Origin of the sequence: Paenibacillus xanthanilyticus, assembly GCF_042682185.1 — a bacterium.
GTDB classification, from domain to species: Bacteria; Bacillota; Bacilli; order Paenibacillales; family Paenibacillaceae; genus Paenibacillus_Z; species Paenibacillus_Z xanthanilyticus.
Genome location: NZ_JBHUHA010000002.1, coordinates 684454 through 698528, shown reverse-complemented (window position 1 = coordinate 698528; position 14075 = coordinate 684454). Strand labels below are relative to the sequence as shown.

The window sequence follows — 14075 nt, the reverse complement described above, 5'->3', positions numbered from 1 at the left end:
TTGGGATATATTTCCTTTTCCGTTTGTGCTATGCTCTACTTGCGAAAAATACCTTTTCGGATGAGAGGTGATCATAGACAGCGTAGGATTCGAATTCTGACGCAAATTTGTTGCACGGACGCGATGAGAGAAACGGAGGCATGATCAGTCACCGACGGCAGGGCTTTATCCAACCAGTCAGCTGCCGCCATTATGATGGGAAAAGGTGGTCGAACCCTTAATGAAAACCAGGCTTAAACGGCAAATCGCGCTTCTGCCCCTTCTAGCTATGATGATCCCCCAATACGCATTCGCAGAAGAGCCGGGCTATACCGCCACGGATATCAAAGTCGCCGAAGTGGCGGCTAATGGCCAAATCCTTGACGTCGATATGGGGACCCATCGGATTTTATATTATGATCCGACAGCCAGACAGCTGGCGATCCAAAATATGTCGACCGGCCAAGTGACGGTAAATCCTTCTGTCTTCCCGACGAATGCGAGTACGCCTTCCGGACACTTAACGGTAGATGGGGCCGCGTATGTGAAGCAAGGATCCTTAGAGGTATGGACGAACAAAGGCGTTTTGGATCTTGGTTATCGAAATAACTGCAACGCGATCGAGCGGGATTACGTGACGTACTGCTCGAGCTACGGCGATAGCGAGAAGCTCGTCCGCCGACACTTGGCATCGGGGCAGGAAACTACCGTCAAGTGGTTTGACCCTTATGAGGATTATTTGGGAGACGTGGATGTTCGGAACGACGGCAGCGTGGTGTACAGCTATCGGCAAGGTTATGCCAGCAGTATCTATAATTACAATTCGCTCTATCTCTTCCAAGACGGGAAGACGATTTTACTGCACGGCCAAGACGGACTTTATAATTACCAAGGGTATTTTAATGACAAAGGCGTCGCCTTTGTAAAGCAAGACGGATTCGATGACGACATCGAAGAAGAGGATGCGCTGTATTTCCGCGAGACGACGGCTTCCGGATCGATCAAGTGGTTAAGTTCCGGGGGGGAATACACCGGCATTCATGGTCATAACAACGATATCGTATACACGCGAACCGGCGATAACGGCATCTCCCAAGTCTATCTGTTCGCGTCTCGCCTTGGCGGCGCGATATCGAACGATCCTTCGGGCGCGGTAAGCTTGGGCGCGATATCGGATGACGGCGATGTCGCATATCAAGTGAAGGGAGCCTCGCGGTTCTCCATCAGCCATGTGTGGAATGGCCAACGAGTCGCATACTCCGCCGGCCTTAGCGGGGCCAAGCCGTTCTGGCAGAACGGCGTCTGGTATTCGAGCCATGGAAATACCGTCTACAAACATGTGCCGCCGCAAGAACTGACGGTTCCGATCTGGTTGAATGGAAGCCTGCTCCGTGCGAGCGAGATCGATTCGACCAGCGCGCTATTGTCCTGGGATGCGGCCGTCGATGCGATCGGGGTTACGGGGTACCGGATTTATAAGCAAGGTCAGCTGCTTGCGGAGCTTCCAGCCGGAACGACTTCTTACTCGCTGACAGGCCTCCAGCTCGGCGAGAAGGCTTTGTATAAAGTGGAAGCAGGAAATGCGGCCGGCAACTGGTCGAGCGACGGACCTTCCGTGGAGTTCGTCACCAGTCCCCGGGATCTGGCGAAGCCGACATGGCCGGCAGGCAGCAAGGCAACCTCCGGCGGGACGACGACCGCCATCGCGTTAATCAGCTGGACGCCGGCCGTGGATAACGTCGGCGTAACCGGGTATCGGATCATGAACGGGACGAACGTCGTCGCCGAGACGGACGGGAACACGCGTACGAAGGGGATCACGGGTCTGAATACGAACCGGACGTATACGTTCAAGGTCGAAGCCCGGGATGCGGCGGGCAACTGGTCGACGGACGGTCCGTCCGTGACCGTGACGACGCTGCCCGTTGGCGGTGATTTGACCGCGCCGACTTGGGAGGAGGGCAGTCAGGTCACAGCCGGGAGTACGACGTCGACTTCAACGACACTGAGCTGGTCCGGGGCGACGGATAATGTGAATGTGACCCGGTTCCGAATTATGAACGAGACCGCCGTGCTGGTCGAGGTACTCGCGAACCCGAGAACCGCCGTAATTGAAGGATTGGCACCGGGAACCACGTATACGTTGCACGTGGAAGCGGGCGACGAGGCGGGACATTGGTCCGCTGATGGACCTTCCGTCACAATAACCACGCTGCAGTAACGATAATCGATGCATGTCGGACGCCTCCTGTGCCTGCTCCCGCGCACAAGAGGCGTCTTTTTTGCGAGATGCCGGTGTCGGAGCCGCTGCGGATACGGCGTTACGGTAGAGAGTTATGCATGAATGGATGATAAAGGATGGTTTTCAAAATCCTGAGGTGTTATGATGATTTTAGTGATACATAATGTATCAAAAAAAGGAGGAATGCTGAGTTTATGCTTCGTACTGTTCGTCTTGCTTTCTTCGCGATTCTCATTGCAGCCTTTGCTAGCCAGCCTGCTGCTTACGCGAATTCTCCTGAGCCGGAAGCGGTCTTGACGGCCGCCGCGGACACCTCGTCCCATCCCAAACCAACCATTACCATCAATGCGCCGTTCCCGCGTCAGGTCGCGACGCCGACGCTGCCGATCAAAGCCAGCTGCAAGGATGCGTTAGGTTACCTGTGCAAGATCAAGGTAGAGGCGTGGGGCGCCTATAATCTAACAAAGCTGCTCGTCGATTATCAACCCTCGATCGACGAAGTCGTGTCGCTCGAGTCCTTAGTCGGCGAAGAAGTGACAAAGTTGGTCTTTACGGCCGTCGATTCCTTGGGACAAACGACGAAGGTCGAGCAACCCGTCTACTTGGAAGCCAGTCCGAATGCCGCCTTGCTGCTGGAGGTCGAGAACGCCACCCTGCTGGACGTCGATTTCAAGCAGGGGCGCGTTTTGTACTATGATCATGCCGCCGCTAAATTGGGCGTTAAGTTCCTGGATAGCCGCTCCACCGTTCTCATCCCCGCTCCGGTGTTTTTGGATGGCAGTACGCATTTACCCAAACGAGCCGTCTTCATAAGGAACGGCGTAGCTTTCCAATCTACGGAAGACCGTATCGTGGTATGGAGTCCGGACAAGCCATTGTCTGAGTTGGAGAGCACGAACGGTTGCCTGGCAGCGAACGGCGACTATTTGTTGTACTGCAAACCGGTCACTGGCGCGAAAAATGCGGCTATTGTCCTTAAACAGCTAACCGCAGGGACCGAGGAAGAGCTGCTCCGTTACGGTTATTACCCGTTAGACTGGAGTGATATGAACGACTTATATGAAGCTGAAATCTCCGATGATGGCCGGGTGCTGCTCTCGTTCGGCGTAGGTTACACGGAGGGGCATGACATCCAATTTTCTGACCTTTACCTGTATCAGTCGGGACAGCTGCAGATGATCAGCGACAAGCGCACGTTCAATTCCATCGCGGGGTTCGACGGCGACGATATTGTGTACTATTCCTGGTACCCCGGGGGCACGTTTAACGCTGATGCTGGCGAGGTTTTCCGTCGCCGTCCGGACGGCCAGGAACTGTCGCTTGGCAGCGGTGAATCCGTTTATGGTCCCTGGCTGCAAGATAGTTGGGTCGCCTACAGCCATTCCATAGACTTAGGCAATTGGAATTACAAGCCCCAACTTATCGTCATTTCGCCGGACGGCACAACGACGGTTGCCGAGGAATATAGAGGAACGGCCGTGGCTGTCGGGGGCAATGGAGACGTCGCCCATCGATATGGCGGCGAGACCCAAGTTAGTCATCGCTATGGGGATAACTACGCTTCCTTCCGTGCCGCAAATATGTACGCCAAGCTAGTATGGCATGAAGATAGCTGGTACTCCATCTTAGGAGGCGCCTTGTTCAAGATTAGCGTACCGGAAGAAGCCAATGGTCCGTCTTGGCCGGACGCAGGCAGCGTTGTGACGGCGAGCAACGAAACCAACGCGACGGTTGATCTTCATTGGCCAGCCGCTTCGGATGATTCATCAATCGCTTATTATGAATTGTTTTTGGATGATCTACAGAATAGCGATAAAGAACGTTGGATAGCCAAAGTTCCAGGCAACGAAACCTCCTACACGTTGGATCGCATAACGAATGCATACCTATACAAGATCACCATTCGAGCTGTAGATAGCTATGGGAATTACTCCACGACCATAGCAAGTCCGATGCTCTATGGTTTTTATCGGGATCCGCAGGCACCCGGTTGGCCAAGCGGCAGCGCGCTTCAGGCAAGCGCTACGACGACTTCCGGCACGACGCTCGCGTGGAACGCGGCGGAGGACAATAGAGCCGTAACGGGGTATCGCATCTATCAGGGACCTTATCTCATCGCGGAAACGACGGCGGATGTACGTACCTTGGCCGTGACCGCCTTAACGCCGAATTCGACCTACTCGTTCAAGGTCGAAGCCGGGGATCAGGCCGGCAACTGGACGGTCAACGGCCCTTCCGTTAATGTGAAAACAATCCCCGAGCCGGGCGTCGATGCGACCGCGCCGACCTGGCCGGCGGGCAGCAAGGCGACCTCAGGGGGGACGACCACCGTCATCGCGCTGATCAGCTGGACGCCGGCCACGGATAATGTCGGCGTTACCGGGTATCGGATCATGAACGGGACGAACGTCGTCGCCGAGGTGGACGGGAACACACGCACGAAGGGGATCACGGGTCTGAACACGAACCGGACGTACACGTTCAAGGTCGAAGCCCGAGATGCGGCGGGCAATTGGTCGACGGACGGACCGTCCGTCACCGTGACGACGCTGCCTCCTCAATGATTGGAAGAGACCTCATGTATCTGCCTCCTGCAGACAAGAGGTCTCTCTTTTTTGCGAGATGGCGGTAGACAAGAATAGATAATTGTAAATGGATGATAAAGGATAGTTTTCAAAATCATGAGGTGTTATGATGATTTTGATGATACGTAATGTATCAAAAAAGGAGGAATGTTGAGTTTATGCTTCGTACTGTTCGTCTTGCTTTCTTCGCGATTCTCATTGCAGCCTTTGCTAGCCAGCCTGCTGCTTACGCGAATTCTCCTGAGCCGGAAGCGGTCTTGACGGCCGCCGCGGACACCTCGTCCCATCCCAAACCAACCATTACCATCAATGCGCCGTTCCCGCGTCAGGTCGCGACGCCGACGCTGCCGATCAAAGCCAGCTGCAAGGATGCGTTAGGTTACCTGTGCAAGATTAAGGTTGAGGCATGGGACAAACAATATCTGAAGATGGTGCTCGTCGACTATAAACCAGCCATAGACGAAGTAGTATCGCTGGAGCCCTTGGCCGGCAAGGAAGTCACGCGGTTGATCTTCACGGCCGTCGATTCCTTGGGACAAACGACGAAGGTCGAGCAACCGGTCTACTTGGAAGCCAGTCCGAATGCCGACAAGCTGCTGGAGGTCGAGAACGCCACCCTGCTGGACGTCGATTTCAAGCAGGGGCGCGTTTTGTACTATGATCATGCCGCCGCTAAATTAGGGCTCAAGCGACTGGATAGCGGCTTAACCGAACTTATCCCCGCGCCGGTGTATTTGGATGACAAGACCCATTTGCCCAAGCGAGCCGTCTTCACAGGAGATGGCGCAGCCTTCCAATCCACCGTTGACCGCCTCGTCGTATGGAGTCCAAACAAGCCGCTGACTCAGCTGGAGAGCACAAGAGGATGCTTGGATGCGAACGGAGATTACTTGTTGTACTGCAAACCGGTGGGGGGCTCAAAAAATTCCGCGATCATCCTACATCGTTTATCATCGGGGATCGAGGAGGAATTGCTCCGTTACGATTATCATCCGGATGAATGGTATTCCTATTTCAGCGATATGAATGATTTATATGATACGGAGATCGCCGATGACGGCCGGGTGCTGCTCTCGTTCGGCGAAGGCTACACAGAGGCTTGGGACGTTCAATACTCGGATCTATACCTTTATCAGTCGGGACAGCTGCAAGTAATCAGCGACAAGAGAACGTTTAATTCCATCGTGGGGTTCGATGGGGAAGATATCGTATATTATTCCTCGTCTCTATACTCCAGTTACGGTGAAACAGGTGATATTATCCGACGCCAGTCAGACGGCCAGGAACTGTCGCTTGGCAGCGGCGAAGACATCAAAGGTCCTTGGTTACAAGACGGATGGATTGCCTATAACCGCAGCGTATACAGTGACGACAGGCAGTTCTTGCATACTGAAATGATCGTTATTTCGCCATCCGGCGAAATGACGTTTACCCGAACATTCCCATCGGAGAGAATCGAGACCATTGGGGCAGCGGGTAATGGAGGCGTTGCTTATTATAATCCTTTTGAGCTTCATTACGAAACCCAAATTCAGCATCCATATGCGTCAGGATACGCTTCCTTCCGCGCGACGGAGCGGAATGCTAAGTTGGTGTGGCATGAAGATAGCTGGTACTCCTTGCTTGGCGGTGCCTTATTCAAGGTCAGCCCGCCGGAAGAAGCGAATCCTCCGAGCTGGACGAACGCGAACAGCGAGGTGGCGATCGACGACGAGACCGATACAACAATCCAATTGCATTGGCCGGCGGCCATGGATGATTCGGCAGTCGCGTCCTATGAATTGTTTCTAGACACAGATTCTTGGCCGATACAGACTGCTTCCCATTGGGTAGCCACGATACCTGGGGACACGACTTCTTTTACCTTCGATCGCACGATGAAGTTTCCTAAGACCGACATCTACGGGTACCGTCTTGCCGTTCGCGCAGTGGATGTACACGGCAATGTGTCGACGACGATACAGAGTCCCGCGATCTACGGTCTGAACTGGGAAACCACGGCGCCTGTATGGTCTAATGGAAGCGCGATTCAGGCAAGCGGTACGACGACTTCCGGCACGACGCTCTCGTGGAACGCGGCGGAGGACAATAGAGCCGTAACGGGGTATCGTATCTATCAGGGCCCTTATCTTATCGGGGAAACGACGGCGGATGTACGTACCTTGGCCGTGACCGGCTTGAAGACGAATTCGACCTATACCTTCAAGGTCGAAGCCGGAGATAAGGCTGGCAACTGGACGGTCAACGGACCTTCCGTAAATGTGAAGACATTGCACGAGCCGGGCGTCGATGCGACCGCGCCGACCTGGCCGGCGGGCAGCAAGGCGACCTCAGGGGGGACGACCACCGTCATCGCGCTGATCAGCTGGACGCCGGCCACGGATAATGTCGGCGTTACCGGGTATCGGATCATGAACGGGACGAACGTCGTCGCCGAGGTGGACGGGAACACACGCACGAAGGGGATCACGGGTCTGAACACGAACCGGACCTACACGTTCAAGGTCGAAGCCCGGGATGCGGCCGGCAACTGGTCGACGGACGGTCCGTCCGTCACCGTGACGACGCTGCCTCCTCAATGATTGGAAGACACCTCTTGTACCTGCTCCGGCAGACAAGAGGTGTCTTTCTTGCTGTCGACGGCGATGGAGCGATTGCCATCTAATGGAATGCTGTCAACTAAGCCGAGGAGAATTAACCCTCATCCCGTCTAGATCAGAATCCGCCGAATATAGTAAAACGTACATGAACGCGCGAGCGGAGAGGAGGTTTGCATGTGGACCGTGATCTGTCCGTATCTGAGGGCTGCGCTAGCGAGGAATCGAGAGATCAGATCATGACGAACTTCATTACATATATTCGTGAAGTCTACGAGCTTCTTGAACGGGAACGTGACTTAACGCCTTCGAATCTGAACGTCACTGCTCTGATCGAGCATCTGAAGCAGCAATTGTTGCTGCCATTCTCGCCCGTTGAGGTTCGGGAAGTCCTGAGCAGCCCGCATATTCAACGAATCTATCCCCTTCTGCTTGCCAAGCTGTCTGAATGTGAACGTCATGCAGAGCTGTTCTATGCCCGGGAATTGTGCCAATCCGATCATCAGCACGGACTGGATAGAATGAAGCAGTTACCCAGCTGGAGCATTTATGAAGCGCTGGTCGGTCAGGAAGTGCATTTCATCCGCAAGTTTACCCGGCCTGAACGAATCCGCACGCCGATCGTTTTTGTTGGAAGCGGACCGATGCCGCTTAGTGCCGTCCTTCTTCATCTTTACACGGCTGTCGATGTCATCTGTCTAGAAAAGGATGAAGTGGCTTTTGAAACCTCGCGCCGATTGCTGCAGCGGCTTGGTTTAGCGGATAACGTGAAGGTTGTCCATGAGAATGGCGAAACCTTTGACTATAGCGCGTGTAGAAGAGTGTTCATCGCGAGCCTTGTTACCGACAAAAAGGAGGTGCTTCGTCGAATTAAGCGTACCGCTCCAGATCCATTGGTTGCCGTACGGACGGCCGAAGGCATGCGGCAGCTCATGTATGAATCCGTCGACGAAGCCCAGCTGGAGCAAGCGGGATGGAGATTGTTGGGGAGAAGCTCGCCCAAAGAGGGGCTGGTGGTCAACTCCACCTTGTTTATGGAGCAGCGTGATTAAGTTCGCCGGCTTTCATAAGGATAGAGGACGCAGCCGGTCATCGCGGCTGCGTTTTTTGCCGTCGATGGCTGTCGGGGCTAAACAGAAAGACAGAAATTTCGCGCGGAAGTTTTTACTTCTAGAGCATGATATCCGTTTTCGAGCGTCTTCCAAATTACGGTTGACGAGTGTACGCAACCATGGTAGGATCAACTCATTGAAATGCATATTAATCCAGTAGGAATTAGAGGGATACCGGACGACCGGAGACGCCATCGAATGCGATGAGAGGTCTCCGGTTTTTTTGTGCGCTCGGAGATCCGAGCAGGAATGGACATGAGAAGGAATCGGGGAGGACTAGCATGGCGATCAATGAAGCAACGGGGACGATCGAATCTTCATTTGGCGACCGCACCCCGCTATGGCAGGATGGCGCGCTCCGGCAGGCTTATTTGCTGCCGCGCACGACGGAGGAGCTGCGAAATAAGCGGTCGGGTTTTTGGGGACCTACGGATGGCGCTTCGGCATTCGCGGACGGCTGGACCGATTATGCGCATTCCCTGCTTGCCGGGTGGGACGCGCATGAACCTTTCGTACGCGCCGAGGAGAGAGGCACAACCGGCGCTTGGAGAGAGCTTTATAAGCAGAGCGAGCGGCAGCGTTCCGTGATCACAACTTCACTGCATCCAATCGCGCCTCTTGGCGACAGCCGGCCTATCATGCAGTCGGAGGCAAGCGGGGGCATTCGGCTGCATGGAAGGCAGACGTTCGGAGCGGGCGCGTGGTTCGCTGACGAGCTGCTCCTTTTCATCCGCGAAGAAGGCGCAGCGCACCCGACGGTTGCCGCGCTTATTCAGAAGGGGACGGAGGGGCTGCGGCTAATCCCTGCCGGGAACGGCTCCGCTCATTCGGAGAGCGGCCCTGTCGTCGCGGCGTATGAAGACGTTCGGATTCCGGCCGAGAGATTGTGGACTGGAGAGGATGCCGACAGCCTGAAGCGGCTGCTGGATCATCCGCTGGTCAAGTCGCTCGCCGACTATCAGTGGGCAGCCAGACAGCTTGACGCGATCGAACTGCTTGCAGGCACCGCTTTCGCGCTGGCGGAGGAGACGGGACGCGGCGAAGAGCTGCACATCCAAGGCGAGCTGGGCGAGCTGATTCAAGGGATCGAGACGCTGAAGGCGCTGCTTCACGCCGCGGAGCTCTGCGCCCGGCCAAGTCCGGCCGGCGTGCTGCTGCCCGCGCCGGCTCCGCTTCATGCGGCGCTTCTAATCGCGGACGAGAGCTACGGCAAGGCGGTACGCGCCTTGCAGCGGATCGGCGCTGCCGCATTCTTGGCGAATCCGAACAACGCGTCGCCGACTTCCCCCAACGACGGCAAGCCTTCGCTGCTGCAATTGGCCTGGGGGCTGACGGGAAGCGAGGCGTCCACCCGAACGAAGCTTCACGAGCAGCATGCGTTCGGCGATTCGCTGGCGAAATCGCAGGAGCTGTACCGTCACTATCCGGTGCATCTGCTCCGGAGAAGGTATCAACAATTTTGGCAGTCCATGCAGCCTTTGGACGGCAAAGAGGAATCGGAGGTGCAGATATGACCGTCAAAATATCGGCGAAAGCGGTTCATATGGAATTCGCGACGAGATCCGAGACGAGGAAGAAAGAGGCCATCACCGTGCTGGATGACTTCGATCTGGACGTGAAGCAAGGGGAGTTTCTCGCCATACTCGGTCCGAGCGGCTGCGGGAAGTCTACCTTCCTCCACATCTTAGCGGGTCTATCCAAGCAGACGTCCGGCGAGATCGCGGTAGACGGCAAGCCGATCGACGGCGTCAACAAGAAGCATGGCGTCGTGTTCCAGGGCTACGCGCTGTTCCCTTGGCGCACGGTGCTGGAGAACGTCGAGGTCGGGCTGCAGATTCGCGGCGTCCGCTCGAAGGAGCGCAAGCAGATCGCGAGAGACTATATTCAGCTCGTCGGCTTGCAGGACTTCGAGAACCGGTATCCGCACGAGCTGTCCGGCGGCATGAAGCAGCGCGTCGCGATCGCGCGATCGCTCGCTTACGCGCCTGACGTACTGCTCATGGATGAGCCATTCGCGGCGCTTGATGCGCAGACCCGGGAGATTTTGCAGGGGGAGCTGCTGCGCATCTGGGATGCGAAGAAGACAACGATCGTGTTCATTACGCACAGCCTGGACGAGGCGATCTATTTGGCCGACCGCGTCGCCGTCATGACGGCGCGGCCGGGCAAGGTGAAAGAGCTGATCGACATTCCGCTTGCCCGGCCGCGCGCGGCGGACATCCGCAATTCGGAGGCATTCGTCCAGCTTCGCAAGCGGGCATGGGATATTTTAAAGGACGAAGTGGACAAATCGCAGCAGCTGGGCAAGCCCGCAGAGGTTCCCGCGATCGCAGGCGCGGCGGCTGCCGCAGCCGAATACAAGCCGCAGCCGATCGCGGAGCACGAAGCGGAGCGATTCCCCGAGAAGGCGGCAAGCAGTCATGGTTGAGGAACGAATAAAGATGGCGAATACGCGGATGACGGCAGGCAAGGCTTATCTTGATCGGCTGAACGACGGCCGTCGGGTTTGGCTGGACGGGGAGATCGTCCCCGATATTCGCAGCCACCCGGCGTTTCGGGGGACCGTCCGCTCGGTAGCGGCGCTGCTCGATTTGCAGGACGCGCCAGCTACCAAATCCCAATTGACTTTTAAGACCGACAACGGAGCGAAGGCGCATATCGCTTATCTGATTCCGGAATCGAAGCAAGACTTGTTCCGGCGAAGCGAAGGGCTGCGGATCTGGTCGGAGGCCACCTTCGGCATCATGAGCCGCGTCGCCGGATTTTATCGCTCTCAGCTGACCGGCTGGTATATCGCACGGAATCTCATCTCGCGGGAACAGCCCTATTTCCCGCAAAAGATAGCCGACTATTACGCGTACGTCCGGGACAATGACCTGCTGGTGACGGCAGCCGGCCATGATCCGCAGATCGATCGGACGAAGCTGGCCCACGAGCTCGGCGATTTGTACACGGCGGTTCGAATCGTTCGCGAGACGGAAGAGGGCCTCGTCGTCCGAGGGGCCAAAATGATCGGCACCGGCGCCCCTTACATGGATGAAATCGTCGTATCGCCACATAGCAAGAAGACGGATGACGAGCAGCGCTACGCGGTCATGTTCGCAATACCGGCCAGTCACCCCGGCGTGCATTTGATATGCCGCGAATCGTTCGCCTCCGACCGGGAGGACGATCACCCGCTCAGTTCGCGGTTCGACGAGATGGACGCCGTGCTTGTCTTTGACGACGCCCTTATCCCATGGGAGCGGGTATTCGTGAAAGACGATCCGGACGCGATCTGGCGCATCCGCTCGGACCGGATGGTGAGCGCGATCAGCTTGCACGAGAATATCGTCCGCCTGGCGAGCAAGCTCGAATTCATGGCGGCGGTCGGTACGGAGCTGGCCGAATCGATCGGCATTACCAAATTCGCGCACGTCCAGGAGAAGCTGGCGGAGCTATACGCGCAGCTGGAGGCGATCCGGGCGCTGCTGCTGTCCGCCGAGCATCGGGCCACCCTTCATCCGCTCGGCGTATGGGAACCGGCGCTCGAGCCGATCCTCACCGCCAAGAACTTGGGCAACCGCTACTATCCGAGGGCGGTGGAAATCCTGCAGCAGCTCTCTGGCGCCGGCATGCTTCAGGTGCCGTCCACGATCGCCGAACTAAGCGGCCCGCTGGGCTCCAAGCTCCGAACAATATACAGAGGCGCGGACCGGGACGCGGAGGAGCGGGTCAAACTGCTGAAGCTCAGCTGGGATTTGGTCGGCAGCCGCCTCGGCGCGAGACACGAGCTATACGAGCGGTTCTATGCCGGCGACCCGGTGCGGACGTATGCCGGTCAATATCTGGCCTACGACAAGCAGCCGCTGCTCGATAAGGTCGCGCGCGTTACGGGATGAGCAAGTCGTTACGACGGAAGACAACCGCTCTTCTTGCCGCGATCTTCCTATCGGCGGCGCTATGGCTGCTCCTCCCCGGCGGCGTCGGATCCGCCCATTCGTCGCTTATGGACGCGGCTCCGGCTCCGGATGGCCGGCTTGCGGTGGCTCCATCGGCCATCGTGCTGCAGTTCAACGAGCGGCTGGAGGATAAAGGATTCGCGATACAAGTGTACGACCGCGAAGGGCTCCCCGTCGCGAAGCGGGAAGCCGCGATGGACGCGGATCGCCGGTCGATGCGCTTGCCGCTCCCGCCTCTGTCGGACGGCAGCTATACCGTCGCTTATCGGCTGCTGTCGGCGGACGGCCACCCCGTACGCGCCTCTTACGTGTTCACGGTCGGACAGACGACGGAACCGATCCGAGGGTACGTCTCGGCCTCCCGGCTCCACGAAGAGCATGTGCTCGGCGACAACATTCCATACTGGGTCGTGCGCGGCTTGTATTTCGCCGGGCTGCTGGCGGCTGCGGGGTGGGTCGGCTTGCGTGTATACGCAGCAGCGGTCGCGGAGCGGATCGGCCGGCGTTACGGCTTGACGCGACAGCTGCTTATCGGCTTCCACCTCCTGGCGCTGCTGCTGCTCGCGTGGCAGGACTATGGCAAATTAAGCATTGGCTTCGACGACTCCGAGCGGCTGGACCTCCTATTCGGTACCTCGATCGGCTTGTCTTACGTCATAGCTATTCCCGTCGCAGCAGCCGGGTTCTGGCTGACCGGCAGACGGCGGGCCGCGGACGGGTTATGGATTATGCTGCTATTCGGGGCCAAGGGCTTGAACGGGCATGCGATGGGATATGCCGCACCTTCGCTTACATACGCATTGGATATGCTGCACTTGGTCGCCGCCTGCCTATGGGCGGGCGTCCTGCTCGCTTTCGCGGTCGCGGGGCCGAGACGGCTCACGGATGGGGAAGGAGCCGACGCTGCCAGGTTGTCGCACACCGCCTTCGTCGCGATCGTCATCCTAGCCGTCAGCGGACTGGCAACCGCGGCGCTGTACACGAACGGCTTCGACCGTCTGCTGGACTCGCAATGGGGAAGGCTGATGCTGGCCAAGACCGGCGCGGTTGTGCTGATCGTCGTCGCGGGCGCCTTCGTGCGCCGATCGTTACGAAGCGGGAAGCTGCGAAGAGGGTCGGCTTGGCTGATATTCGATGGAGGCTTATTCGCGGCGGTAATCGGCATCACGGCCGTATTTACGTACTTGAATCCGCTGGCGGCGACTGGGCCCTTGTTCTGGCACGAGAAGGTGGACGGCGCTCATATCGCGGCGATTATCACGCCGAACAAAGCCGGGACGACGAATCAGTTTCTGGTGGCGATCGGCGGGTTGAAGCAAGTGTCCAGCACGGGCAACAAGGAAGCGTCGGCCGAAGGAGACGATGGTCCGAGGAAGGTAACGCTGCGTTTGCAGCCGATCGACCGGCCGGAGATCGCGCCGATCGACGTGCCCCTTGCCAAGGTGCCGACCGAAGGCGGCCCGGGCAGTCTGTACGATTATAATTACGCGACCGAGGGCAGTTATTTGGCGCTGCCGGGTAAGTGGAGGCTCGAGGTGCGGGTGCAAGATAAGAAGCTGAACGAGATCGTGACAGTAACGAGCTTCTATAGCGACAACGAGACCGAACGATAGGGGGAA

General features: G+C 57.3%; 8 protein-coding genes. All 8 read left to right on the top strand.

Annotated elements, in window-relative coordinates; all coding sequences use genetic code 11:
- Positions 1 to 220 precede the first annotated feature (220 nt).
- Positions 221 to 2200: a fibronectin type III domain-containing protein gene (locus ACFSKT_RS20145; RefSeq protein ID WP_377718422.1), complete on the top strand. Its 1980-nt coding sequence runs from the start codon at positions 221 to 223 to the stop codon at positions 2198 to 2200.
- A 215-nt stretch (positions 2201 to 2415) separates the two neighbouring features.
- Positions 2416 to 4785, top strand: a complete 2370-nt coding sequence (locus ACFSKT_RS20140) for a fibronectin type III domain-containing protein (protein WP_377718423.1) — start codon at positions 2416 to 2418, stop codon at positions 4783 to 4785.
- 179 nt (positions 4786 to 4964) lie between these two features.
- The gene (locus tag ACFSKT_RS20135; protein WP_377718424.1) at positions 4965 to 7388 is read left to right on the top strand and encodes a fibronectin type III domain-containing protein; all 2424 of its coding nucleotides are present in this window, start codon (positions 4965 to 4967) and stop codon (positions 7386 to 7388) included.
- Positions 7389 to 7582: 194 nt separating this feature from the next.
- Entirely contained in the window at positions 7583 to 8455 is an 873-nt protein-coding gene (locus tag ACFSKT_RS20130; RefSeq protein WP_377718425.1) for a nicotianamine synthase family protein, read from the top strand.
- A gap of 341 nt (positions 8456 to 8796) precedes the next feature.
- Positions 8797 to 10029: a 4-hydroxyphenylacetate 3-hydroxylase C-terminal domain-containing protein gene (locus tag ACFSKT_RS20125; RefSeq protein WP_377718426.1), complete on the top strand. Its 1233-nt coding sequence runs from the start codon at positions 8797 to 8799 to the stop codon at positions 10027 to 10029.
- Positions 10026 to 10943 (top strand): ABC transporter ATP-binding protein, encoded by a 918-nt coding sequence (locus ACFSKT_RS20120; RefSeq protein WP_377718427.1) that lies wholly within the window; start codon positions 10026 to 10028, stop codon positions 10941 to 10943. Before ACFSKT_RS20125 ends, ACFSKT_RS20120 begins: the two co-directional genes overlap by 4 nt.
- Positions 10936 to 12396 (top strand): 4-hydroxyphenylacetate 3-hydroxylase family protein, encoded by a 1461-nt coding sequence (locus ACFSKT_RS20115; RefSeq protein WP_377718428.1) that lies wholly within the window; start codon positions 10936 to 10938, stop codon positions 12394 to 12396. Before ACFSKT_RS20120 ends, ACFSKT_RS20115 begins: the two co-directional genes overlap by 8 nt.
- Entirely contained in the window at positions 12393 to 14069 is a 1677-nt protein-coding gene (locus tag ACFSKT_RS20110; RefSeq protein ID WP_377718429.1) for a copper resistance CopC/CopD family protein, read from the top strand. Before ACFSKT_RS20115 ends, ACFSKT_RS20110 begins: the two co-directional genes overlap by 4 nt.
- The last annotated feature ends 6 nt before the right edge of the window (positions 14070 to 14075 follow it).

What these genes read in the sequence shown, in the direction of transcription:
- ACFSKT_RS20145 (WP_377718422.1), top strand. Translation starts at nt 221, where the DNA reads ATGAAAACCAGGCTTAAACGGCAAATCGCGCTTCTGCCCCTTCTAGCT.
- ACFSKT_RS20140 (WP_377718423.1), top strand. Translation starts at nt 2,416, where the DNA reads ATGCTTCGTACTGTTCGTCTTGCTTTCTTCGCGATTCTCATTGCAGCC.
- ACFSKT_RS20135 (WP_377718424.1), top strand. Translation starts at nt 4,965, where the DNA reads ATGCTTCGTACTGTTCGTCTTGCTTTCTTCGCGATTCTCATTGCAGCC.
- ACFSKT_RS20125 (WP_377718426.1), top strand. Translation starts at nt 8,797, where the DNA reads ATGGCGATCAATGAAGCAACGGGGACGATCGAATCTTCATTTGGCGAC.
- ACFSKT_RS20120 (WP_377718427.1), top strand. Translation starts at nt 10,026, where the DNA reads ATGACCGTCAAAATATCGGCGAAAGCGGTTCATATGGAATTCGCGACG.
- ACFSKT_RS20115 (WP_377718428.1), top strand. Translation starts at nt 10,936, where the DNA reads ATGGTTGAGGAACGAATAAAGATGGCGAATACGCGGATGACGGCAGGC.
- ACFSKT_RS20110 (WP_377718429.1), top strand. Translation starts at nt 12,393, where the DNA reads ATGAGCAAGTCGTTACGACGGAAGACAACCGCTCTTCTTGCCGCGATC.